At 70.9% G+C, this 21,686-nt stretch carries 21 protein-coding genes, 1 tRNA gene and 1 pseudogene; 10 read left to right on the top strand and 13 right to left on the bottom strand.

Translation table 11 applies throughout. The features are described from left to right. Nucleotides 1-397 precede the first annotated feature (397 nt). Entirely contained in the window at nt 398-1,072 is a 675-nt protein-coding gene (locus ACIPK3_RS03475; protein ID WP_402566252.1) for an O-methyltransferase, read from the top strand. 29 nt (nt 1,073-1,101) lie between these two features. Here the strand turns inward: ACIPK3_RS03475 and ACIPK3_RS03470 are convergent, their stop codons facing one another. From ACIPK3_RS03470 to ACIPK3_RS03455, 4 genes are all read right to left on the bottom strand, one after another. Beyond that, the gene (locus ACIPK3_RS03470; RefSeq protein ID WP_402566251.1) at nt 1,102-1,494 is read right to left on the bottom strand and encodes a hypothetical protein; all 393 of its coding nucleotides are present in this window, start codon (nt 1,492-1,494) and stop codon (nt 1,102-1,104) included. Nucleotides 1,495-1,685: 191 nt separating this feature from the next. Next, nucleotides 1,686-2,192 (bottom strand): hypothetical protein, encoded by a 507-nt coding sequence (locus ACIPK3_RS03465; protein WP_402566249.1) that lies wholly within the window; start codon nt 2,190-2,192, stop codon nt 1,686-1,688. Nucleotides 2,193-2,380: 188 nt separating this feature from the next. Next, nucleotides 2,381-2,707: a hypothetical protein gene (locus tag ACIPK3_RS03460; RefSeq protein ID WP_402566247.1), complete on the bottom strand. Its 327-nt coding sequence runs from the start codon at nt 2,705-2,707 to the stop codon at nt 2,381-2,383. A 5-nt stretch (nt 2,708-2,712) separates the two neighbouring features. Further along, nucleotides 2,713-3,366: a hypothetical protein gene (locus ACIPK3_RS03455; RefSeq protein ID WP_402566245.1), complete on the bottom strand. Its 654-nt coding sequence runs from the start codon at nt 3,364-3,366 to the stop codon at nt 2,713-2,715. A gap of 145 nt (nt 3,367-3,511) precedes the next feature. On the opposite strand from ACIPK3_RS03455, the gene ACIPK3_RS03450 reads away from it, so the two are divergent. Further along, entirely contained in the window at nt 3,512-4,030 is a 519-nt protein-coding gene (locus tag ACIPK3_RS03450) for a GNAT family N-acetyltransferase (protein ID WP_402566243.1), read from the top strand. A gap of 5 nt (nt 4,031-4,035) precedes the next feature. On the opposite strand, the gene ACIPK3_RS03445 is transcribed toward ACIPK3_RS03450, so the two are convergent. Beyond that, the gene (locus ACIPK3_RS03445) at nt 4,036-6,075 is read right to left on the bottom strand and encodes an MDR family MFS transporter (RefSeq protein ID WP_402566241.1); all 2,040 of its coding nucleotides are present in this window, start codon (nt 6,073-6,075) and stop codon (nt 4,036-4,038) included. 164 nt (nt 6,076-6,239) lie between these two features. Between ACIPK3_RS03445 and ACIPK3_RS03440 the strand changes: the two genes are divergently transcribed. Continuing rightward, complete coding sequence (locus tag ACIPK3_RS03440; protein ID WP_402566239.1) at nt 6,240-7,229, top strand: peptidoglycan-binding protein; 990 nt, start codon at nt 6,240-6,242, stop codon at nt 7,227-7,229. Nucleotides 7,230-7,257: 28 nt separating this feature from the next. Here ACIPK3_RS03440 and ACIPK3_RS03435 read toward each other — a convergent pair whose 3' ends face one another. Next, the gene (locus tag ACIPK3_RS03435; RefSeq protein WP_402566237.1) at nt 7,258-7,935 is read right to left on the bottom strand and encodes an HAD-IA family hydrolase; all 678 of its coding nucleotides are present in this window, start codon (nt 7,933-7,935) and stop codon (nt 7,258-7,260) included. A gap of 164 nt (nt 7,936-8,099) precedes the next feature. Next, a complete protein-coding gene (locus tag ACIPK3_RS03430; protein ID WP_402566235.1) occupies nt 8,100-8,681 on the bottom strand; it encodes a TMEM165/GDT1 family protein in 582 nt (193 codons plus the stop codon). A 387-nt stretch (nt 8,682-9,068) separates the two neighbouring features. Here ACIPK3_RS03430 and ACIPK3_RS03425 point away from each other — a divergent pair, with 387 nt between their 5' ends. The 3 genes from ACIPK3_RS03425 to ACIPK3_RS03415 all read left to right on the top strand — a co-directional run bounded on the left by ACIPK3_RS03425 (nt 9,069) and on the right by ACIPK3_RS03415 (nt 12,565). Then, a complete protein-coding gene (locus tag ACIPK3_RS03425) occupies nt 9,069-9,713 on the top strand; it encodes an HNH endonuclease family protein (protein ID WP_402566233.1) in 645 nt (214 codons plus the stop codon). A 224-nt stretch (nt 9,714-9,937) separates the two neighbouring features. Next, complete coding sequence (locus ACIPK3_RS03420; protein ID WP_402566231.1) at nt 9,938-11,854, top strand: FAD/NAD(P)-binding protein; 1,917 nt, start codon at nt 9,938-9,940, stop codon at nt 11,852-11,854. 120 nt (nt 11,855-11,974) lie between these two features. Then, nucleotides 11,975-12,565 carry a DedA family protein gene (locus ACIPK3_RS03415; RefSeq protein ID WP_402566843.1) on the top strand — a complete coding sequence of 197 codons (591 nt, stop codon included), beginning with the start codon at nt 11,975-11,977 and terminating at the stop codon, nt 12,563-12,565. A gap of 15 nt (nt 12,566-12,580) precedes the next feature. On the opposite strand, the pseudogene ACIPK3_RS03410 reads toward ACIPK3_RS03415, so the two are convergent. Beyond that, nucleotides 12,581-12,679, bottom strand: a pseudogene (locus tag ACIPK3_RS03410) (IS481 family transposase); the annotation flags it as partial. A gap of 180 nt (nt 12,680-12,859) precedes the next feature. Next, nucleotides 12,860-13,111, bottom strand: a complete 252-nt coding sequence (locus ACIPK3_RS03405) for a DUF2277 domain-containing protein (RefSeq protein WP_402566229.1) — start codon at nt 13,109-13,111, stop codon at nt 12,860-12,862. A 95-nt stretch (nt 13,112-13,206) separates the two neighbouring features. Between ACIPK3_RS03405 and ACIPK3_RS03400 the strand changes: the two genes are divergently transcribed. Continuing rightward, the gene (locus ACIPK3_RS03400; RefSeq protein WP_402566227.1) at nt 13,207-14,127 is read left to right on the top strand and encodes a ketopantoate reductase family protein; all 921 of its coding nucleotides are present in this window, start codon (nt 13,207-13,209) and stop codon (nt 14,125-14,127) included. A gap of 60 nt (nt 14,128-14,187) precedes the next feature. Here the strand turns inward: ACIPK3_RS03400 and ACIPK3_RS03395 are convergent. After that, nucleotides 14,188-14,259: transfer RNA gene (locus ACIPK3_RS03395), tRNA-Val, on the bottom strand. 170 nt (nt 14,260-14,429) lie between these two features. Between ACIPK3_RS03395 and ACIPK3_RS03390 the strand changes: the two genes are divergently transcribed. Both ACIPK3_RS03390 and ACIPK3_RS03385 read left to right on the top strand, forming a co-directional pair. Beyond that, the gene (locus ACIPK3_RS03390) at nt 14,430-15,677 is read left to right on the top strand and encodes a hypothetical protein (protein ID WP_402566225.1); all 1,248 of its coding nucleotides are present in this window, start codon (nt 14,430-14,432) and stop codon (nt 15,675-15,677) included. A gap of 125 nt (nt 15,678-15,802) precedes the next feature. Continuing rightward, nucleotides 15,803-16,357: a DUF4383 domain-containing protein gene (locus ACIPK3_RS03385; protein WP_402566224.1), complete on the top strand. Its 555-nt coding sequence runs from the start codon at nt 15,803-15,805 to the stop codon at nt 16,355-16,357. Here the strand turns inward: ACIPK3_RS03385 and ACIPK3_RS03380 are convergent. From ACIPK3_RS03380 to ACIPK3_RS03370, 3 genes are all read right to left on the bottom strand, one after another. Beyond that, nucleotides 16,345-17,481, bottom strand: coding sequence for an amidase domain-containing protein (locus tag ACIPK3_RS03380; RefSeq protein ID WP_402566842.1), 1,137 nt, complete (start codon nt 17,479-17,481; stop codon nt 16,345-16,347). The genes ACIPK3_RS03385 and ACIPK3_RS03380 overlap by 13 nt on opposite strands. A 167-nt stretch (nt 17,482-17,648) precedes the next feature. After that, nucleotides 17,649-18,935, bottom strand: coding sequence for a hypothetical protein (locus tag ACIPK3_RS03375; RefSeq protein ID WP_402566222.1), 1,287 nt, complete (start codon nt 18,933-18,935; stop codon nt 17,649-17,651). A 48-nt stretch (nt 18,936-18,983) separates the two neighbouring features. Continuing rightward, the gene (locus ACIPK3_RS03370; protein WP_402566841.1) at nt 18,984-21,101 is read right to left on the bottom strand and encodes a transglycosylase domain-containing protein; all 2,118 of its coding nucleotides are present in this window, start codon (nt 21,099-21,101) and stop codon (nt 18,984-18,986) included. A 357-nt stretch (nt 21,102-21,458) separates the two neighbouring features. Between ACIPK3_RS03370 and ACIPK3_RS03365 the strand changes: the two genes are divergently transcribed. After that, nucleotides 21,459-21,677: a zinc ribbon domain-containing protein gene (locus ACIPK3_RS03365; protein ID WP_402566220.1), complete on the top strand. Its 219-nt coding sequence runs from the start codon at nt 21,459-21,461 to the stop codon at nt 21,675-21,677. Nucleotides 21,678-21,686: the final 9 nt, after the last annotated feature.

Here is a 21,686-nt window from a genome sequence, read left to right as displayed (position 1 = left end):
GAAGGGCGTCGAGACCGACGCTCCCCGATCCCTGATTCGGCGCTGTGGTCATACCGCGCTCCGTCCTTGAAGTAACAGGGAGGTTTCGAGCCCCGCCATCATCGTCCCCCTCCCGATATCAGGTCAACGCGGAACCCATAATTTCTTGAGCCCCACTGGATCCCACCAGTCCCCATCAGTTCCCATCAGTCACCAATGGACCCCACGAGACTCCTCCAGACCCTTCCGGGCCCATCGGGACGCCTCCGGACCCACCATCCCCACGGACCCCCGCCTGGGCCGATCGGCTGACAGCACAGCGGAGTTGCGGAGATTCGCTGACAGGGAACCAGCTCGGGGCTACCTTCGTTAGTATGGCTAGTTAGAAAGACTAAGTACGTACGGAAGGCATTGGTGCATGACCGGGTCGCAGCTCTGGGACGACGTCGACTTCTACTTCTCCAGCCACCTCTCTCCGGACGACGAGGTGCTCCAGGCGGCGTTGCGGGACAGTGAGGCCGCCGGGCTCCCGCACGTCAACGTGACGGCGCCCCAGGGCAAGTTCCTCCAACTGCTCGCCGAGATCCAGGACGCCCGGCACATCCTGGAGATCGGCACGCTCGGCGGCTACAGCACCATCTGGCTGGGCCGCGCCCTCCCGTCCGACGGCCGGCTGATCTCCCTGGAGTACGACCCCAAGCACGCCGAGGTCGCGGTGCGCAACATCGCCCGCGCGGGCCTGGAGAAGGTCGTGGAGGTGCGGGTGGGCGCGGCTCTGGAGTCACTGCCGCAGCTGGCCGACGAGAACCCGGCCCCCTTCGACCTGGTCTTCATCGACGCCGACAAGGTGAACAACCCCGACTACGTGGAGTGGGCGCTCAAGCTCACGCGCACGGGCAGCCTGATCGTGCTCGACAACGTCGTGCGCGGCGGCCAGGTGGTCAACAGCGAGAGCTACGACGACCCGAGCGTGCGGGGCACCCGCGCCGCCATCGAGATGATCGCCGCCCACCCCCGCCTCACGGGTACGGCGCTCCAGACCGTGGGCAGCAAGGGGTACGACGGCTTCGCCCTGGCGCGGGTACTGGCCTAGGTGCGGGGTACTGGTCGTACCCCGGTCGGCTACGCCTCGTGGTAGAAGCCCACGTTCACGCTGCGCGGCCCGGTGCGGTCCTGGATGACGACCTCGCCGGAGCCGCCCCGGGGCAGCGGGACGGTTCCGCCGTAGGCCACGGTCTGGGCGTACTGCCCGACCGCCAGCCGTACTTCGGCGGACGGATCGGGCTGCGAACCGCGCAGCCAGGACACCTGCCAGCCGCCGTCCGGCCCGCACAGGAACTCCAGATGGACGCGGGAGACGAACAGCCAGTCCTGAGGGGTGGCGAGACGGCACACGGCCCCGTCCCTGCCCACCCGCAGCACCTCGCCCGGTTCGCTCGGCGCGTCGGCCATGAGCATGCCGGCCGTGGCGCCCGTGTCCGCCTCGGAGACGGAGGCCATGGTGAGTTCGAGCACGTGTGTTCCCCCTGGAGTTGCGTCTCGGTCCTGCGGTTTCGGAGCGCAGTGGCCGTGGCGGCATGATAATTCCCGCGGCCCCGCCGCGTCCGGCGCAATCGGTTCACGACCGGGCGTGCGACGAGGGCCACGCGCCGACGGACCGCTGACGGACCGCTGTGGCCGTCTCCCGTTCCGGACGGATCCGGCTGTCAGCGGGCCAGGTACACGGTGTAGACGCGACCGCCCGAAACGTTCGGATCGCGTTCCACGTGGATCACCCCGCGGGCTCTGTCGTACGCGCCGGTCCCCCCGGTGACGGCGTCGTAGAAGTCGTCCGGCGAACCGGTCGAGGTCTCCGCGTCCGACCATGTGATCTTCCCCTGGGGAAGGGTGAGGACTCCGTTGCAGACCTGCGTCTCCAAGTCGCCCTGGGCCCCGACGACCGTGCAGATCTTCGACTGGGTGCCGTACGCGACGTGGTCCTTGTAGACGGTGGCCGTGGACACCTGCTGGTTCCCGATGGGCGCGGGGACCGGCGGGGTCTGGGTGGCCGGGGTGAGGGTGTACCTCACCTCGGTCGGCGAGGTGAGGCGGATGACCTCGTGGTCGCGCCCGCCGGTACCGGCGTTCCCGCCCGCGGCCGCCGGGGACACGGTGCACAACGTGAGCAGGCAGACGGCCGTGCCGACGACCCGCATTCCCGGCGACTTCCTCATAACCGTCCCTCGGCCGACTACGCGATGGCGCATCCATCAGTACCGGGGGGCGGGGGATCGGTAACGTCTCCCGCGCGTGGATCACCCTTGTGCCGGTGCGAACGTCGCCCCTCGGACCAGTGGTTGTGCGGCAACGACACCAGGACCCCCGCCCCGAGGCCGGGGCGGGGGTCCGGATGCAACCGGGTTCAGCGGTGCAGCAGCTGGTCCGCCAGTTCGCGGTAGTCCCGCAGGGCGAGCCTCAGTTGCTCGGTGTCGGAACCGTGGGCCTCCTCACCGTCGCCCTGCCAGGTCATGCGCAGCGTGCGCCGGCGTCGGCCCAGTTCGTCGGTGAAGCGGGCGACGATTTCCTCCAGGACGCGGTCCGCCTCCTCGACGGCGGCCCGGGGGCGGTCGACGAACCCGACGACCGCGTTCTGGAGGTGCTGTTCGAGCTTGTCGCACTCGTCGCCCGGGAGGAGCGGGGCTCCTGCCGCGCCTGTGACCGTGCCTTCGACGGGCGTCACGTCGGTCATGTCGCTCAGCTCTCCTTCGGTCGAGCCCGGTGCGAGGTCAGCGGCAGAGGGGATCCGCCGCGGTTGCGCGGTGCGCCGTCCGAGCGCCGGTGCCGGTGGCCGGACTCCGCGCCCGCGGTGACCAGGTCGTCGAAGAACGCGCGCGCCTCGACCATGGCCATCCGCAGGTCCTCGGTGTCGGTGCCGCCGGCGGTGTCGGCGGTGGCGGTGCCGCTGTGCACCCGGCGGTAGCCGTCGAGGTGGGCCGCGTGGTGCACGGAGAGCGCGTCGACCTGTTCCTCGTAACGCCCGCCGTCCGGGAAGCCCCGGGCGCCCGCAAGTTCCATCAGGAGCAGGTCGGCCTCGCTCACGGCCTGCCGCGGTTCCTCCACGAAGTGTTCCTGGGCCGCCGTCCAGCGCGCCTCGAAGCGTTCGCGCTCCGCGGGCTCCAGCGGCCGCTCGCGCAGTCCGCCGTACCGTTCGACCCGCTCGGCGAGTTCTCGTTCGGCGGCCTTGGTGTCCCCGTCGTGCCGGGCCACCGCCCGGTCGTACTCGGGTCCGAAGCGCTGCTTCAGGTTCCGCCCGCCGTGCCCGCCCCGGGCGCGTAGCGTCAGCATGACCGCTGCCGCCACCACGACCGCCGCGATCACGATCAGAGCAATGATCAAGCCTGTGGACATGGTTACCTTCCGCATCCGGCCGGCCCACACTGGCCGGTTCCTCATCCGGGTTGCCCGTAAGCGGGTCGGCAAACGGCCGCGCACGACACGGGCCCACGGATATTCGGTTGCCCGGGGTACGGACCCTCGGCCGACAATGCCGCCCATGCGCTCCACGCCCACCGTGCCCGCCACCCCGCCGGCCATCGCCGCGGAACCCTTCGACTCCCCCGTCGCCGCCGCACTGTGGCGGGCCTACTACACGGAGGTCAGCGACCGCTGGTACCTCCGGTACGAGGGACGCCGGACCGACCCCGACGAGCTGGAGCGGGAGATCGCCGCCCAGAACAGCGCCGAACTCGCGCCGCCGAGCGGGCAGTTGCTGGTAGCGCGACAGGACGGCGAACCCGTCGGGATGGCGGGCGTGCGGCTGCTGGATCCGGCCACCGCAGAGCTGACCCGGGTCTTCGTGCCCGCGGACCGGCGCGGCGCGGGCACCGCGGCCCTGCTCGTGAGCGCCGCCGAGGACGCCGCCCGTGCGCTCGGGGCCACCCGGATCGTCCTCGACACCCGCACCGACCTGGTCGAGGCTCGCGCCCTGTACGCCCGGCTCGGCTATCAGGAGACCGAACCGCACAACGACGCCCTCTACGCGGAGCACTGGTTCAGCAAGCCGTTGCACTGAGGCCGTCAGTTCCGCCGTACCGCCCCGCCCTGCGGCTGCTCGCGCCGCGACCCACACATCTCGTCGGTCAGCAGCTTCACCAGGCGGTCCAGGTCGGTGGGCCGGTCGGGGCCCCACCAGTCGCCGAGCAGTTCGGCCAGCGACTCCTCACGGGCCCGCGCCAGCCGCTCCGCGACCTCCCGCCCCTCGGTCGTCAGGCCGAGGTCGAGACCGGTGCGGACGGCCAGCCGCCGCCCCTCGATCTGACGCTCGGCGTCGAGGATCACGTTCAGTGGGACGGCGTTGCTCTCCGCGAGCACGCCCGGCTCCACCGAGCCGTACTTCCTCATCCGCAACAGCAGCCAGCTCGCCGCGGGCAGCAGGTCGCCGTACCCCGCCCGCACGGCGATGTTCCGGTAGGCCGCGCGCTGTCCCTCGCGGGTGCCGAGCAGGGACAGCGCGCGGCACACCTCGTCGTACGACGAGCGCTCGACCGGGTTGGAGGCAAGCGTCTGGGTGCCGTCGGGCGCGGTGACGGAGCCGCGCAACGGGTCCTCCTTGAGGAAGCACGCGAGTACGACGCCGAGAAGGGCGACCGGAGCGGCGTACAGGAAGACGTCGGTGATCGAGACCGCGAACGCGTGCAGGGCCGGCACCCGCAGCGCGGACGGCAGTTGCCCGATGCCACGCGGGTCCGCCTCCAGCGCGTGGACCGACAGCCCGGCCGGGAGCCGTACGCCCCTGAAGGCGTCGGTGAGTTCCTGGCCGAGGCGGCTGGTGAAGACGGTGCCGAAGAGGGCGACGCCGAACGAGGCGCCGATCGAGCGGAAGAAGGTCGCGCCCGAGGTGGCGACGCCGAGATCCTCGTAGGAGACGGCGTTCTGCACGATGAGGACGAGGACCTGCATGACCAGGCCGAGGCCGAGACCGAAGACGAAGAAGTACGCGCCCATCTCGACGGTAGGGCTGAACTCGTCGAGCCGGTGCAGGAGCAGCAGGCCGATCGTGACCACGGCGGTGCCGAGGACGGGGAACACCTTCCAGCGGCCGGTACGGCTGACGATCTGCCCGGAGGCCGTTGAGGACAGCAGCAGTCCCACCACCATCGGCAGCATGTACACGCCGGACATGGTCGGGGAGATGCGGTGCACGATCTGGAGGAAGGTCGGCAGGTAGGTCATCGCGCCGAACATGGCGAAGCCCACGATGAAGCTGATCACCGCCGAGAGGGTGAAGGTGCGGATCCGGAACAGCTTCAGCGGCAGTACGGGTTCGGGCGCCCGGCGCTCCACGGCCAGGAAGACGAAGGCCAGTACGACGCCGAGCACGGTGAGCCCGATGACCTGTGCCGATCCCCACGCCCAGGTGGTACCGCCGAGCGAGGCGACCAGTACCAGGCACGTGGCGACCGCGGCGATCAGGAAGGTGCCGAGGTAGTCGATGACGTGCCGGGCGGCCTTGCGCGGGATGTCCAGCGCGGTGGCGATCACGACGAGGGCGACGATGCCCACCGGCAGGTTGACGTAGAAGACCCAGCGCCAGCTCAGCTGCTCGGTGAACAGGCCGCCGAGCAGCGGGCCGAGCACGCTGGTCGTTCCGAAGACGGCGCCGAACAGGCCCTGGTAGCGGCCGCGCTCGCGGGGCGGCACGATGTCGCCGACGATCGCCATCGACAGCACGATCAGCCCTCCGCCGCCGAGCCCCTGGAGCGCCCGGAAGCCGATCAGCTGTCCCATGTTCTGGGCCATGCCGCACAGCGCGGAGCCGACCAGGAAGATCACGATCGCGGTCTGGAACAGCTTCTTGCGGCCGTACTGGTCCCCGAGCTTGCCCCACAGCGGGGTCGCGGCCGTCGCCGCCAGCAGATACGCGGTGACCACCCATGACAGGTGCTCCAGACCGCCCAGATCACTGACGATGGTGGGCAGCGCGGTCGACACGATGGTCTGGTCGAGAGCGGCGAGCAGCAGCCCGAGCAGCAGAGCGCCGATCGAGACGAGCACGTTGCCACGGATCTGTTCCGTGCCCTTCGGATCCCGCGCTGTCGGGCGCGTGTCGAGGGTCATACGACCTCCCGGGGCTCTGCCTGGGGCTCGCTCCGTCGTGAGCCGGTCGTGCGTCGGTCGTGAGTCGGTCGTGGGTCTTCCTGAGCCCGTCGTGACTCCATCGTGGTCGGTGTAGCTCGTTATGGCCTGTTGGGCCTTAGAGTGCCGCGGGGAGGGATGGACGCGTGAGGAAACCGGAGAGCCACCAGTGCCCGGAGTGCGGGGCACGGCGAGGGCCGGACGGCACGCCGATGTGCGGGTGCACTCGGCGGGCGTCCGACACGCTGCGCGAGACCCGCGCGGCGGAGGCGGCGGCGGTGGAGGACTTCGATCCGCTGCGAATACGCCCGTATGTGGACGTGGACAGGGCGGGGACCGCGGACCGGGGCGAGGCCGCCGAGGACACGGCGGTGACCATGCCGTTGCGCCGGGTGAGCGGCCCGAGCACCACGGACCTGCGGCTGTTCGACGCCGGGCGGGACGGGGCGGAGGGCGCGGCGGGCGCGGACCGGGCGGGCAGGGCCGCCGGAGCCGGTGGCGCGCCCTGGGGCGAAGAGCCTCGGGTGAGGCGACGGCCGCGCCGCACGCTCCTGCTCGCCGCCTGCGTCGCCGGAGCGGCGGCCACGGTCGTCGCGGCGGCGGGTCTGGCGAGCGGGCTGTTCTCGTACGAAACACCCGCACGGGACACGGCGGCACCCCCGGACACACGCCAGAGCGTGCCGGAGGCGACGGAGGGCGGGGCCTCGCAGCCGGCGCCGTCCGCTCCCGCGAGGTCGCCGAAGCCGTCGTCGACGTCGCCGAAGCCGTCGCACTCGCCCTCGAAGTCGGCTTCCCCCTCCACCAGCCCGTCAGTCGCACCGAGCTCGGCACCACCGTCCCCGACGGCCTCCCCCACCCAGTCCCGCTCGGCGACACCGACCGCCGCCCCGGACTCCCCGAGGCCGGGCTTCGCCCCCGTGCTGCGCCCCGGCGACACCGGCCCGGACGTCACCGAACTCCAGCTCCGGCTCCGCCAGCTGAATCTCTACCGCGGCCCGGCGAACGGTTACTACAGCGGACAGGTGGCCAACGCCGTGAGCACCTACCAGTGGTACCGCGGCATCGACTCCGACAACCCCGGCGAGTACGGCCCGGCCACCCGGGCCGGCCTGGAGTCGGAGACCTGGGAGCCGTGAGCCGCCCGGCCGCCCGGGGCGCCGTCCCTCACCCCAGGTACAGGTGAACCGCGCCGTCCGCGCCGCGCTCGACCCGTACCCGGGTCAGGTCGCTCACGCACGCGTCCGGCCCGTGGGCCGCCGCCCGCGGGCCGATGCCGATGACGCGCATTCCGGCCGCGCGGCCCGCCTCGATGCCCGCGCCGGAGTCCTCGAGGACCACGCAGTCGGCGGAGTCGACGCCGAGCTCGGCGGCGGCCTTCAGAAAGCCCTCGGGGTCGGGCTTGCTGGCGCCGACCGACTCGGCGGTGACCCGCAGATCCGGGAGGGGAAGTCCCGCGGCGGCCATGCGGGCCGTGGAGAGGGCGACGTCGGCGGAGGTCACCAGGGCGTGCGGGACGCCGCGCAGGGCGGCCAGGAACTCCGGCGCACCGGGAACGGGGACCACGCCGTCCATGTCGGCGGTCTCCTGCGCGAGCAGGCGCGTGTTGTCGGCGAGGTTCTGCTCGACCGGCCGGTCCGGCAGGAGCAGTGCCATCGTGGCGTGGCCCTGCCGGCCGTGGACCACCTTCATCGCCTCGTCCCCGTCCAGCCCGTGCTCCGCGGCCCAACGCCGCCAGACGCGCTCGACCACGGCGTCGGAGTTGACGAGGGTGCCGTCCATGTCGAGCAGGAGGGCACGGGTCGTCAGCACGGCGGGTACGGCGGACGGGGCGGTGGCCGTCATCGGCAGCTCCTGGGGTGTCGAGTGTCGGGACGAGTGGTGAAGACAAGGCGGCCCCGCCCGCCCGGTCAGGGTGAAGCGGGCGGGAGCCACTTTGTTCCTCTACGATACAAAACCGGGGAGGGGTTGCGCCACCGGCGGCGAAAACCCTTCACGGAACCTCCGGCTCAGGCCGCCGCGGCTTCCCACAGGCTCCACACCCCGAGCCCCAGCATCAACAGCGCCGCGATCCGCGTGATCAGCTTCAGCGGCACCTTCTTCATCAGCGCCCTGCCGCCGACGATGCCGAGACCGGCCACCGCCCACAGACCGAGCACCGCACCGAGGCCGACGGAGAGCGGGTCGTCGTAGCGGGCGGCGAGGTTGGCGGTCATGATCTGGGTGAGGTCCCCGAACTCGGCGATCAGGATGAGCGTGAAACCCGCCCCCGCGACCTTCCAGAAGGACTGGTCGGCGGGCCTGCGGATCTCCTCCTCACCGTCGTCCTTCTTGAACATCAGCACCGCCGCGCCGCCGAGGAAGAGGACACCCGTCACGGCGTGCACGACCCCCTGGGGCAGCAGGGTCAGCGCGCTGCCCGCCGCCACGGCGAGCACCACGTGCAGCAGGAAGGCGGCGGCCACGCCCGCGAAGACGTACGAGGCCCGGTAGCGGGTGCCGAGGACGAGCCCGGCAAGGGCGGTCTTGTCCGGCAGTTCCGCAAGGAAGACGACGCCGAAGACGAGTGCCGTCACGGTGATGCTGATCAAGGTTCCTCAATCGGTCGGGTGCCGCCCCACCGAGAGTGCTGTACGTCGCTCCATGTCACGAAGACACCTCGGCACGGCAGCACACACGGACCCCGCGCCATGAGGCACGGGTGTGCACTGCTTGCCGAAGGTCTCGCTGGCCGGCCTCGTCACGAGGTACGGCTCCGGGCGCCGGCCCAGGCTGGCTGAGCAGTATGTCGACGATCCGGCGAGGAGCTACTCCCCTTCTGCGTCCCCCATGGTACGCGACGAGAAGTTCGACCGTAAACCTTGTCGTGTCATGCGCACGTCACTAACCTCTAACCGCGCGCACACCTGCCGGCAACCGGGCAACGCGAGTATTCCCACGCTCGCACCCAACACCCCTACCCCCACAAGGGAGTTCACATGCCGAAGTTCTACGCGCGTCGACGACTGAGCATACTCGGGGCCCTCACCGGCCTCCTCTCCTCCGCCGCGCTCCTCAACTCCCCGAGCGCCTCCGCCGCCCTGCCCACCCCGGTCAGCGCCGCCACCGCCCGCGGCTACCTCTCCCACCTCACCGTGGCGACCGAGAACCGCACCGGCTACAAGCGGGACCTGTTCCCGACCTGGATCACCATCAGCGGCAGCTGCAACACCCGCGAGTACATCCTCAAGCGGGACGGCACGAACGTCGTCACCAACTCCTCCTGCACCGCGACCAGCGGCAGTTGGTACTCCCCGTACGACGACGCCACCTGGACCGCCGCCTCCGACGTCGACATCGACCACCTGGTGCCGCTCGCCGAGGCCTGGGACTCCGGCGCGAGCAAGTGGACCACCGCCCAGCGCCAGGGATTCGCCAACGACGTCACCCGGCCCCAGCTGATCGCCGTCACGGACAACGTCAACCAGGCCAAGGGCGACCAGGACCCGGCCACCTGGATGCCGTCGCGCACGGCGTACCGCTGCACGTACGTCCGCGCCTGGGTCCAGGTGAAGTACTACTACAACCTCTCGGTCGACTCCGCCGAGAAGACCGCGCTCACGAACTACCTCGCGAGCTGCTGAGCACCGGGCCCGGGACGGCCGCCCACGTCGTCCCGGGCCCCACGGAACCCCACGGCCAGAGGGACGCCCGGAACAACGGCCGCCCGTGTCAACCGTGTTCGTTTCGTGGGCGTGATGAAGGCCAGAGTGCTCTTGGGGCTTGAGGGGGGCATGATGAGGCCGACCGTCCGCCCGCAGCGGACGGTCTGCTGCCATGCGTCCCTCAACGCCCGGGAGTCACCTCCTTGTCCGCACCGGAATCAGCCACGCTGTCCGTCGCCCTGGTCGGCGCCGGCCCACGCGGCACCAGCGTCCTGGAGCGGCTCGCCGCCTCCGTGCCGGAACTCCTCCCGGCGGGCTTCCGCCTGACGGTGCATGTCATCGACCCGGAGCCGCCCGGGCCGGGCCGGGTCTGGCGCACCGCGCAGTCACCGGAACTCCTGATGAACACGGTGGCCAGCCAGGTGACCCTGTTCACGGACGAGAGCGTGGACTGCTCGGGTCCGATCCGCCCGGGACCGAGCCTGTACGAGTGGGCCCGGGGCGAACTCGGCCCGGACGAGTACCCGACGCGCGCGCGGTACGGCCACTACCTGGAGTGGGTGTTCGCGAAAGCGGTGAGGGAGGCTCCGGACGCCCTGCGTGTACAGGCCCACCGGGCCCGAGCCGTACGGCTCGGCGACGACACCGGCGGACGTCAGACACTCACCCTGGACGACGGCCGGGTGCTGCGCGGGCTGTCCGCCGTGGTGCTCTCGCAGGGCCACCTGCCCGTGGCGGCCGACGGGGCCCGGCTGCGGCTCGCGGCCCACGCCGAGCGCCACGGGCTGTGCCACCTGCCCCCGGCCAACCCGGCCGACCTGGACCTCTCCCCTCTGACGCCCGGCCGGCCGGTGCTGCTGCGCGGCCTGGGCCTCACCTTCTTCGACCACCTGGCCCTGCTGACCACGGGCCGCGGGGGCCGCTTCACCCGCGCCGCGGACGGCACCCTGCGCTACACACCGTCCGGCAACGAGCCGCGCCTGTACGCGGGGTCGCGGCGCGGAGTGCCGTACCAGGCGCGCGGCGACAACGCGAAGGGGCCGTACGGCCGGCACACCCCGGTCGTCCTCACCCCGGAGGTGATCGCGGGCTTCCGCAAGCGCGCGGACAGCGGGGACGCGCCGGACTTCCTGACCGAGATATGGCCGCTGGTGGCGAAGGAGGTGGAGACGGTCTACTACGACACCCTGATCACGGCCGCGCGATCGACGACGGGAGCGACGGCGGGACCGCCTCCCGAGTTCCGGGAGCGCTTCGCCGCCACCGCGCACGGCAGCCCCGAGGAAGCCCGGCTGCTGCGGGAGCACGGCATCGGGGACGGCGACCGCTGGTCCTGGGAGCGGGTGTCCCGGCCGTACGACGGAGAGGTCTTCGCCGGTCCGGACGCCTGGCGGGACTGGCTGCTCGGGCAGCTGCGCGAGGACGTGGCACAGGCCGCCCTGGGCAATGTGGCCGGTCCGCTGAAGGCGGCCCTGGACGTACTGCGCGACCTGCGCAACGAGATACGGCTGGTCGTCGACCACGGCGGGCTGACCGGCGCCTCCCGCCGCGACCACCTGGACGGCTGGTACACCCCGCTCAACGCCTTCCTCTCCATCGGACCGCCCCGCAGACGCGTCGAGGAGCTGACGGCGCTGGTGGCGGCGGGCGTGGTCGAGGTGCTCGGGCCGCGGCTCGAGGTGCGGCCCGCGGCCGGGGCCTGGGTGGCCCGCTCCCCCGACGTTCCGGGCTCCGCCGTGTCCGTCACCGCCCTCGTCGAGGCACGCCTTCCGGAGCCGTCGCTGCGGCGGACCGCCGACCCGCTGCTGGCCGGGCTGCTGGAGACCGGCGGCTGCCGGCCGCACTCGGTGGAGGGCTACGACACCGACGGGCTGGACGTGACGGCGCGGCCGTACCGGCTGATCGACGGCCAAGGGCGCGCGCACGCGCGACGGTTCGCCTTCGGCGTGCCCACCGAGGGCGTGCACTGGGTGACGGCGGCGGGGGCCAGGCCGGGCGTGGACTCGGTCACCCTGTCCGACGCGGACGCGGTGGCGAGAGCGGTGCTGCGGACGGCGCGCGGCGACGTAATTCCCTTCGCTTTCCCCAGGCCGGGACGGCAGACTGTGCCGACCGTATGAGTCCCCGGTGAACGTGTTGTCACACCCCGGGCGTAGGCTGTACGGCTGTAATCAGGGGGATGGGGAGTAATCGTGCTTGACGGCCTGGTGCCGCTGTTCGCGGGACCATGGATCTACGCCATGGTGGCTGTTTCCGTGCTGCTGGACGTGTTCCTGCCGGTGCTGCCCAGCGGGGTGCTGGTGATCGCGGCGGCCACGGCGGCGGCCGCCGGGACGGGCGCGGCGGGGCAGGTGCCGGGGAGCGTGCCGGAGAACGTGCCGGACATCCTGGCTCTGATCGTCTGCGCGACCACCGCCTCGGTCCTCGGCGACCTGGTGGCGTACCGCCTGGCCTGGCGCGGCGGGGAGCGTCTGGACCGTGCCATAGCCCGCTCGCGGCGGCTGACCACCGCCCAGCAGCGGCTCGGCACGGCCCTGGCCCGGGGCGGCGGCGCCCTGGTCGTGCTCGCCCGCTTCGCCCCGGCCGGCCGCTCCGTCGTCTCCTTCTGCGCCGGCGCCGCACACCGCCGCCCGCGCGACTTCGTCCCATGGTCCGCCCTCGCGGGCCTGTCCTGGGCCGCCTACAGCGTCGCCCTCGGCTACTACGGCGCCCAGTGGCTGGGCGCCACCTGGCTGGCGACGGCGGTGTCCTTCGCGGCACTGGCCGGAGCGGGAGCGGCCGCGGCGTATCTGATGCGGCGCCAGCCGGAAGGCGCGGAAGCCGGGTCCTGAGCCGGCCGAGCCGCCCTAGGTGTATTGACCTTCAGCGTTGTTGACGCGGCTGATGGGTGGGTGTCCGTCGAGTGCGGTGTGGCAGCGGTGGTGGTTGTAGGTGCGGAGGAAGTCTCGACGGGGCGGCCGGACAGGACACGTTCGACCAGGATCCGTCTGCCGTGAACGGTCAGGCGGGCATTACGGTGGGACACGAGGACCTCCGTGCGGTGAAGCCTAGACACCTCCACCACACCGGAGGTCTTCGCCATGATCAAGCCCCGTTCGTGTCAACAACGCTCGTGATCAATACACCTAGGGCGTGTCCGCGGTCCGGGCTTCCGTCGTCCTGGCCGTCTGTCCGCGGATCTCCAGTGTGGCGAGGAGTTCGGCGGTGGCCCGGGCGACGGCGTCCACGGCGTGGTCGAACGCCTCGCGGTTGTGGGCGGCGGGGGCCCGGAAGCCGGACACCTTTCTCACGTACTGCAGGGCGGCGGCCCGGATTTCCTCCTCCGTCGCCTGGTCGGGCAGGGCGGGCGGGCGAAGGGTCTTGATGCTCCGGCACATGCCCCCAGTCTCACGCACCCGGGGCCGCTCTGCGAAGATCCGTTTCCAGAGGCGGCCACCGACACGGGGCCGACCCGATGGAGAGGAACAACTTCATGACGACCCACGACATGACGGGGAACGACCGGCTCACCCTGGCCGTGCTGGGCCCCGGTGGCATCGGCGGTCTCCTGGCGGGGCTGCTCACCCGTGCCGGGCACCGCGTGATCTGCCTGGCCGGGGACGACACCGCGCAGGCACTGCGCACCGGTGGAATCCGCGTCCGCAGTGCCGTGTTCGGCGACTTCACGGCCGCCGTGGAGGCGGACACCGCGCTGCGCGAGCCCGTGGACGCCTGCCTGGTCGCGGTCAAGCACACCGCGCTCGACGCGGCCCTCACCCGCGTTCCGTCCGCCGCGCTCGGTGACGGGCTCCTCGTACCGTTCCTGAACGGGGTGGAACACCCCGCGCTGCTGCGCGCCCGCTACCGCGCCGACCTGGTGGCCCCGGCCGTGATCCGGGTGGAGTCGACCCGGCTGGCTCCCGGTCTGATCGAGCACGGCAGCCCTTTCGCGGAGATCGACCTGGCGGGCGATCCGGTGTCCCGGCCGCGTCTTGACGCGCTCGCGGCGGCCCTGAACGCCGCCGGTCCGGTCACCCGGGTCCACGAGGACGAGACGGCCGCCCTGTGGGCGAAGATGTCGTTCCTCGCGCCGTTCGCGCTGCTGACCACCCGCTACGGCCTCCCCGTGGGCGAGATCCGCGCCCGCCACCGCGAGGAACTGGTCGCCCTCGTGACGGAGACCACGGCCGTGGCCACGGCGTGCGGCGCCCCGTCGGACCCGGCTCGGGCCCTCGCCCGCTACGACGCCTTCCCGGCGGCCACGAAGTCGTCCATGCAGCGCGACGCGGAGGCGGGCCGCCCCCTCGAACTGGACGCCATCGGCGAGGCCCTGCTCCGTGCGGCGCACCGCCATGACGTGCCCGTCCCGGTGGCCGCCCGCCTGGTGCGGGAGCTGCGGGCCACCGCCCGCTGAAGCCCCGGTCACGGAGAAGGCCCCGGCCGCTGAGACGCGGCCGGGGCCTTCTTCCCGGAGTGGGCGCGGACGGTTTCGAACCGCCGACATCCTGCTTGTAAGGCAGGCGCTCTACCCCTGAGCTACGCACCCGGGACGAGTGGACAGCCTACATGGCCAGAGACCCTGTCCCGCAAACCCGTATTCCGCAGCGGACGCCGCACCTCGCCGCGGACACCGCGAACCGACCGGCCCGTGTGTTCGTCCACTACGAGTGGGAGAATGTCATCACCCAGGGTGGCCCACTGCACGGGAGAGGGATTTTGGCGGGGACAAGCACTCGGCGCTGGTTCGGCGGGCGCGCGGAGGGCCAGCGGGCCGAGGCGCAGGCCGCCAAGGACGCGGCCGCGGCCGCCTTCTACGAGCTGGACACCGCCCAGCGCGACCTGCGGATCTCCATAGAGACCATCACGGCCGTGGACGACTCCCCCGCCGCCCGCCGCGCGGTCTCGGACTTCGAGGCCCTCGGCCGCCGTATCGACGAGGTCAGCGACCGCTACATCACCACGATCGACGCGTACGACCTCGACCGCGACGACCTGGAGGCGGCGACGGCCACCCGGGCCCGCACCGAGCTGGCCGCGGCCAAGGACGAACTGGTGCGCGTCAAAGGGGAGCTGGACCGTTTCGAAGACGGGCTCGGGCCGCTGCTGGGCAAGGCCGAGACCCAGCTGGCCCGGCTCGCGCCCGCCGTCGAGCGGGCCAGGCAGGCGCTGCTGGCCGCGTCCGGCGCCCTGGACACCGCGCGCGGCTCCGGGCTGCGGGCGGACGACCTCGCCGCCCGGCTGGCGGCCCTGGCCCCGGAGCTGACCAGGCTGAACCAGGGCGCCGGGCAGCACGGCGTGCCGCAGACGCTGGAGCGGGCCGAGCGGGTGCAGCGGGAGGCCGAGGCGGTCCGCGTGGAGGCCGTGCGGCTGCCGGAGAGGGCCGCCGAGACCGACCACCGGCTGGTGTCCCTGCGCACCCGTGCGCAGGCCCTGACCACCCGCACCGGTCAGGTCGACCCGGTGCTGAGCGAGCTGCGCCGCAGGTTCGCTGCCGCCTGCTGGCAGGATCTCCAGCACGTGCCCGAGCAGGCCGCGGAGAACGTGCGGCAGGCGGAGCTGAAGTTGCGGGACGCGCGGACCGCCCGGGACGAGCAGCGGTGGGCGGACGCCACCTCGCTGCTGTCGACCGTGCGGGCGCTGCTGAACACCACCGACGAGGCGGTGTCGGCCGCAGGTGACCGGCTGACCCGGCTGAACGCCGTGCAGAAGGACCCGCAGCAGGAGATCGACCGGACCCGGTTCGCGATCCGGGACGCGCAGCGGCTGGCCATGACCGGCCGTACGACGCCCGAGCCGCGGCATGCCCGGCCGCTGGACGACGCGGTGGGCCGGCTGGACCGGGCCGTCACCGCGCTGGAGGGCCGCCACCCCGACTACTGGCACTTCCTGACCGAGACGGAGGAGGTGCGGCGGTCGGTGGCGCGGGTGGTGTCGCAGATCCGCGAGGAGCGCGGCACGCACTGACCGGCCCGCCGTCCGCCACCGACGCCCGCGCCGCCGTCCGCCGCCGACATTTTGCCGCCGACGCGTGGCGGGCGGATATTGGGACGTACGTGTGAGACCTCCGCTCGCGAGCGAAGGAGGCGGACATGGCCACGCACTCGACTCACGAGACGCATCAGACCCGGCGGCGGACCCGGATCGACGACCATCTTCCCGTGGACCATCGGCTGAACACGGTCTACCGGGTCGGGGCGGGCCTGATGGGCGCGTTCCTGGTCGTCTTCGGCGTCTTCGGCGTGATCCGCCACATCGGCTTCTTCGACACCGGCGGGGCCAGCGTCGTCGGGCTGAACACCAACGGCACGCTCAGTGTGCTGTCCATCTGCATCGGACTGCTGCTGTTCGTGGGGATGGTGGTCGGCGGGAACTTCGCGTCCACGCTCAACATGACGCTGGGCATCCTGTTCCTGCTGAACGGGTTCCTCAACCTGTCCCTACTGGACAGCGACTACAACTTCCTGGCCTTCAAGATCCAGAACGTGCTGTTCAGCTTTGTGGTCGGGCTGCTCCTGATGGTGTTCGGGATGTACGGCAGGGTCGGTTCGACCCTGCCGCGCGACAACCCGTACTGGCGGTCCCGCCACCCCGACTCCGGTGACCCGGAGCCGGCGCGGCGGGACCGGCAGGATCAGGTGCGGTAGGCGTAGAACGCCGCGGTCGGGAACGACGCGACGAGGCTCGCCACCGAGCGGTTGAACGTGTTGGTGGAGTGGTACGACACGTACGGCACGCCCTGCGGGCTGCGGTAGGTGACGATCATGGAGTGGTCCTTGGACCCGTCCTTGTTGAAGTCCATCTGGAGCACGTCACCCAGGTCCATCTGGTAGACGTTCGCCAGGCTGGTGACCCGCTTCGAGGACAGCGCGAACCAGGAGAACTCGTTGACGCCGATGAAGGAGTCCGACTGGATGTCGGCGTTGCCGAACCACTTGTGGAAGTCGTTCGTGTAGCCCGGGACGTGCTTCCAGCCACCGGCCTTCAGGGACTGGCTGACGAAGTTGGTGCAGTCACCGCCCGCGCCCTGCCCGTTGAAGTCCGGGTAGGCCGTGTTGTAGTTCTTCCAGTACTTCGTCGCGTAGGCGACCATGGCGTTGTAGTCGTACGCGCCGCCCGTGAGCTTCTTCGTCTTGGCGGGCGCGGGCCAGGTGGTCGCCGACTTCGCCGCGGACGGCGGGTTGTCGTCGTCGGCGGTGGCGACCTTGACTGCGGCGACCGCGGCCGGCGCGGCCACCTGGTTGACGGCGAGGTAGCCGTCGTCGGTGTCGCGGACCTTGGTCAGCTGCCAGACGCCGTGCCGGTCGGCCTTGAACGTCAGCTCGTGGTGGGCCTGGAAGCCGGTCGTCTTGGGCTCCTTGCCCTTGACGTCGGCGTAGTTCAGCGTGGTGATCTCGGTGACGTCCGCCTTGGCGGTACGGCCGGTCACCCGGGTCGCGTCCAGCGTGACCTTGGTGCTGCCGGCGCTGTACTTCTCACCCAGCGACGCGAGGCGGGACTGGCGGCCGCGCAGCTCGTTCAGCGCGGACTTCTCCGCGCGCGACTGGGTGTCGGACAGCTTGACGTCACCGCGGAAGCCGGCCGTGAGCGAGCCGGCTCGCTTCTGTCCGCCGGACACCAGGGCGTCGGTGCGGTCGGTGAAGACCGCGTCGGCCAGCTTCTGGAACGTCGCCTTGGTGGCGGCGTTCACCGTCGGGTCGTCCACGACAGCCGCGCCGGCGCTCCAGGTGGGCACCAGGGCAACTCCGGCGACGACCGCCGCTGCCGACACCGCGACTATGCCGGTGCGGCGACCCTTACGGCTCAATCTTCTCGATTTCAATGATGTTCCCCTCTACACCGGCACAGCTACCGGAGGAACGCATTTTCGCATGGCTGCCGAGGCGGTTGTGAAGGGGGTTACACAAGTGGTACCGACGAATCCAGTATCCCCGGCGGTCACTTGACGACGGCGGACCAGTCCGGCGACTGCGCCGGGTCCAGGGTGCGCAGGTTCGTCAGGGTCTGCGGCGTCTGCACGTCCATCCAGTCGGCCAGCTCCTTGAAGGACACGCACTTGACGCCCTTCTTGGTGCACACCTGCTTCATGACCTGGTCGACGGCCTTCATGTATATGCCGCCGTTCCACTCCTCGAAGTGGTTGCCTATGAACATCGGTGCGCGGCTGCCGTAGTAGACGCGGTTGAAGCCGTCCATGTAGGTGTTCACGGTCTGCCGCTGCCAGCCGGGGAACTTCGCGGTCTCCTCGGTGTCCTCACCGTGGGACTGGTTGGCCAGGAAGTTGAAGTCCATCGACAGGGACTGGACCCCGCCGTTCGGGAGCGCTTGCAGCGGGAAGTCCCATACGCCCTCTTTCTTCTTCGGCCATATCTGGTAGTCGCCCTGGGAGCTGGCGTCGTAGCGCCAGTTGTAGCCCTTGATGGCCTTCAGCAGGTTCGCCTGGCCCTGCAGGCAGGGCGCGCGGCCGCCGACGACCTCCTTCCTGAAGTCGAAGGGCAGGGCGGGGATGTCCTTGTAGCCGGTGGTGGTCTTCCACTTCCCGACGATCTCGTAGAACTGCTCGAGCTCCTGCTTCCAGTCGTCGACGCTCCAGTACTTGCCGCTGTCCGCGGTGTTGCAGAAGTGGCCGTTGAAGTGGGTGCCGATGTCGTTGCCCTCGTTGTAGGCGAGGCGGAGCTGCTCCAGGGTGTCGCGGATGTGCTCGTCGGTGGGGTAGTCGATGTCGGAGGCGCCGGGCTTGTGCTCCGGGGGGTGGTACACCTCCTTCTTGTCCTTGGGCAGCAGGTAGATGCCGGTGAGGAAGAAGGTCATGTGCGCGTCGTACTGCTTGGCGAGCTCCCGGTAGTGGGAGAAGAGCTTGTCGTCGCCCTGGAGCGCGCCGTCCCAGGAGAAGACCACGAACTGGGGTGGCTTCTCACCGGGTTTGAGCGGTACGGGCTTCAGGGTGCCCTTCTGCGGGCCGGTGTAGGAGGTGGAACCGTCCCCGATGATCCGGGTCTTGCCGTCCCACGGCGGTTCCTCGCGCTTCGCGGAAGCGGAGTCACCCCCCTTGGCCGACCCGGCGGGGGTGGTGCTGTCCTGCCGGTTCAGCACCAGGAACCCGGTCACCAGTGACGCCACGACGAGGAAGGCTGTCAGGGTCATGACTTCCGGGCGGGTGGCGCGGCGCGGCACCCGGCGTGGGCTGTCCAGGCGTCGTCGGCCGGTCGGCTGCTTCCTGATCATGCGCGGCTCATTCTGCGAGGAAGGTGGGAGGTGACGCTGCCACCGGGGTCAACCTAGTCCCATGGCATTCGCCCATATGACGTACGGAGCACCGCCCCTGGTTGTATCAACGAGGCCTTTGAGAGGGAGCGGTTCAAGACTTTTTGTCAGATCCATGCGGTAGAGGACGACCGCGGTGGACACCGACTGGGCGGTTCCCGTGTACCAGGAGGCGGTGTCCTCGACGGTCGTACCGGCCTTGCCGCCCGCCGTTGCGACAGAGCCGGTACGCCCCTCGGTGGTCCCGGGAGCGGTGACGCCGGGGTGGGAGAGGAGAAGGGAGTCGGTGAGCGCCTGGGAGACCTGCTCGGCCACCTTGTGGCTGATCGCGCGGTTGGTGGCGGGGGCGGTCAGCTCGACCGTCGAGCCGTTGCGGGTGAGGCGGCCCACCGAGTACGGCTCGGTGTGCGTGCCCCCGGCGGCGAACGTGGCGTATCCACTGGCCATCCGGATGGCGCTGGGGGTGGAGTTGCCGACGGACAGCGCGGGCACCCGCGGCCCCAGGGTGGAGGGCAGCAGCCCGGCCGCCACGGCGGTGCTGCGCACCTTGTCCAGTCCGGTGTCCATTCCGAGCTGCATGAACGGGGTGTTCACGGACCGGGCGAGCGCCTTGCCCAGGGAGATCCGCCCGTAGGACCTGCCGCCGTCGTTCTGGGCGGCGACCTTCTTGCCGCCGCGGTCCCAGTACGGCCCCTCGGGCGTGACGACCGGGACGCCGTTGTCCCCGTCGTAGAGGGACTCCGGGGTCACCGGCAGCACGGGCCCGGTGCGGGTCTTGCGGACGCCGTGTTCGAGGCCGGCGGCGTAGACGAACGGCAGGAACGCCGAGCCGGCCTTGACGGTGGACGCGTTGGAGTCGTTGTAGCCCTGTTTGCGATGGTCGGGGCCGCCGTAGATGGCGAGTATTCGACCGTCGGTGGCCACCGAGGCGGCGCCGAAGTGGGCGGTCTTCGCACCCTCGGGGTCGACTTTGCGGGCTCGTCCGCGAGCCTTGTCCACGGCGGTGGTGAGCAGGTTCTCCCGCTTGCGGTCGAAGGTCGTGTAGATCTGGTAGCCGCCGAGGTCGAAGTCCTTGTCGGAGATGTGCCCGGCCTTCTTGGCGTACTGCCCGGCCAGCTCCACCAGGTAGTCGCTCTGCTTGCCGGTGTAGTAGGCCGGGGCCGACTTGAGCGGTTCGGGGAAGTTCTTGTACTTGGCCCGCTCAGACGCGGACAGCCTGCCGATGTCGACCATCCGGTCGAGGGTCCAGGACCAGCGCTCCACCGCCCGCGCGTGGTTGGCCTTGCTGAGCGTGGGGTCGTACAGCCCCGCACCCTTGAGCAGGGCGGCGAGCATGGCGCCCTCGCTCGCGTTGAGCTTGCTGACGTCCTTGCCGTAGTAGGCCTGGGCCGCGCGCTGGATGCCGTATGTGCCGCGGCCGAACCAGCTGGTGTTGAGGTAGCCCTCCAGGATGTCGTCCTTGCTCATCCTGTCGTCGAGCTTGAGGGCGATCATCGCTTCGGTGAACTTGCGGCTCAGCGTCCGGTTCTGGTTGAGATAGGCGTTTTTGACGTACTGCTGGGTTATTGTGGAGCCACCCTCGGTGTCTCCCTCGCCGACGGTCCGCCACAACGCCCGGGTGATGCCCTTGACGGAGACGCCGGGGTCCGAGTAGAAGCTCTCGTTCTCGGCCGCGAGCACCGCCCAGCGCACGTCCTCGGGTATGTCCTTGAGCGGCATGTTCTGCCGCTGCACCCAGCCGGTGCGGGCCATCGGCGTGCCGTCCGACCAGTAGTAGACGTTGTCCTGCTGGACGGCGTACGTGTTCAGGTTCTCCGGTATGTCCGTGGCGGCGTAGGCGACGACCAGGAACAGACCGGTCAGCCCTATCGAGGCCGCCCAGGCGCCGAGGACCTGGCGCCAGGAGGGTATCCAGCGGCGCCAGCCGGAGCGGCCCGGGCGCGGGTAGACCGGTTTGAGACGGCGGGCGTAGGGGGCGAGCGGGGCGAGCCGGGAGCCGACGGTGGCACGGACGCGGGCCAGGGCACTCAGCACGCGGGTGCGTACGGAGGGGCGGGCGCTGCGGCGGCGGTCGGCGCGACTGCCGGTGGCGGCGGGTTCCGGCGGCGGGGGCACGCGCAGCTGCATGGTCTGGTCCGCGCGGAGGGCCGCGACGTTGAGATGCAGGGTTTCGTCCGCTGCCGGTGGCTGGGCAGCATCGGACGGCCCGTCGTCCTCCGGGTCCTCGTCCCGCTGCCATCCATCGGTCACGACTGCGTCTCCCTCGCACTCGGTCTTGCTCGCGCGGGTTGAGACACAGCGGGTGGCACTGCGGCGGTCGGCGCGGCCCTGTGAGCCCTCTCGTCCCCCGGTCTAACGGCTCCTCGCGGCCCGCCTAAATTATCAGTGATCTTTTCAGAATCTCCGCACAAGTATCCGACAGGAACGAACACTCATGCAGTTCTCAGGTGCCGTGATAACCGTCACGCCCGCTAGCCTGAGTTCATGCCTCGCTATGAGTACCGCTGCCGGACCTGCGGCGACACCTTCGAACTGAACCGTCCCATGGCACAGTCCGCCGACCCCGCCACGTGTCCCACGGGCCACGACGACACGGTGAAACTGCTCTCGACAGTAGCTGTCGCCGGTACGGCGACCGCACCTGCCCCCTCCCCCGGGTCAGGGGGAGGCGGCGGGTGCTGCGGCGGCGGCTGCTGCGGCTGACCCGGGGGC

Source organism: Streptomyces sp. NPDC086787 (genome assembly GCF_044745865.1).
In the GTDB taxonomy this organism is placed as follows: domain Bacteria; phylum Actinomycetota; class Actinomycetes; order Streptomycetales; family Streptomycetaceae; genus Streptomyces.
Note: the sequence above shows the minus strand (reverse complement) of the source record. Positions and strands in the feature narration are given on the sequence as shown.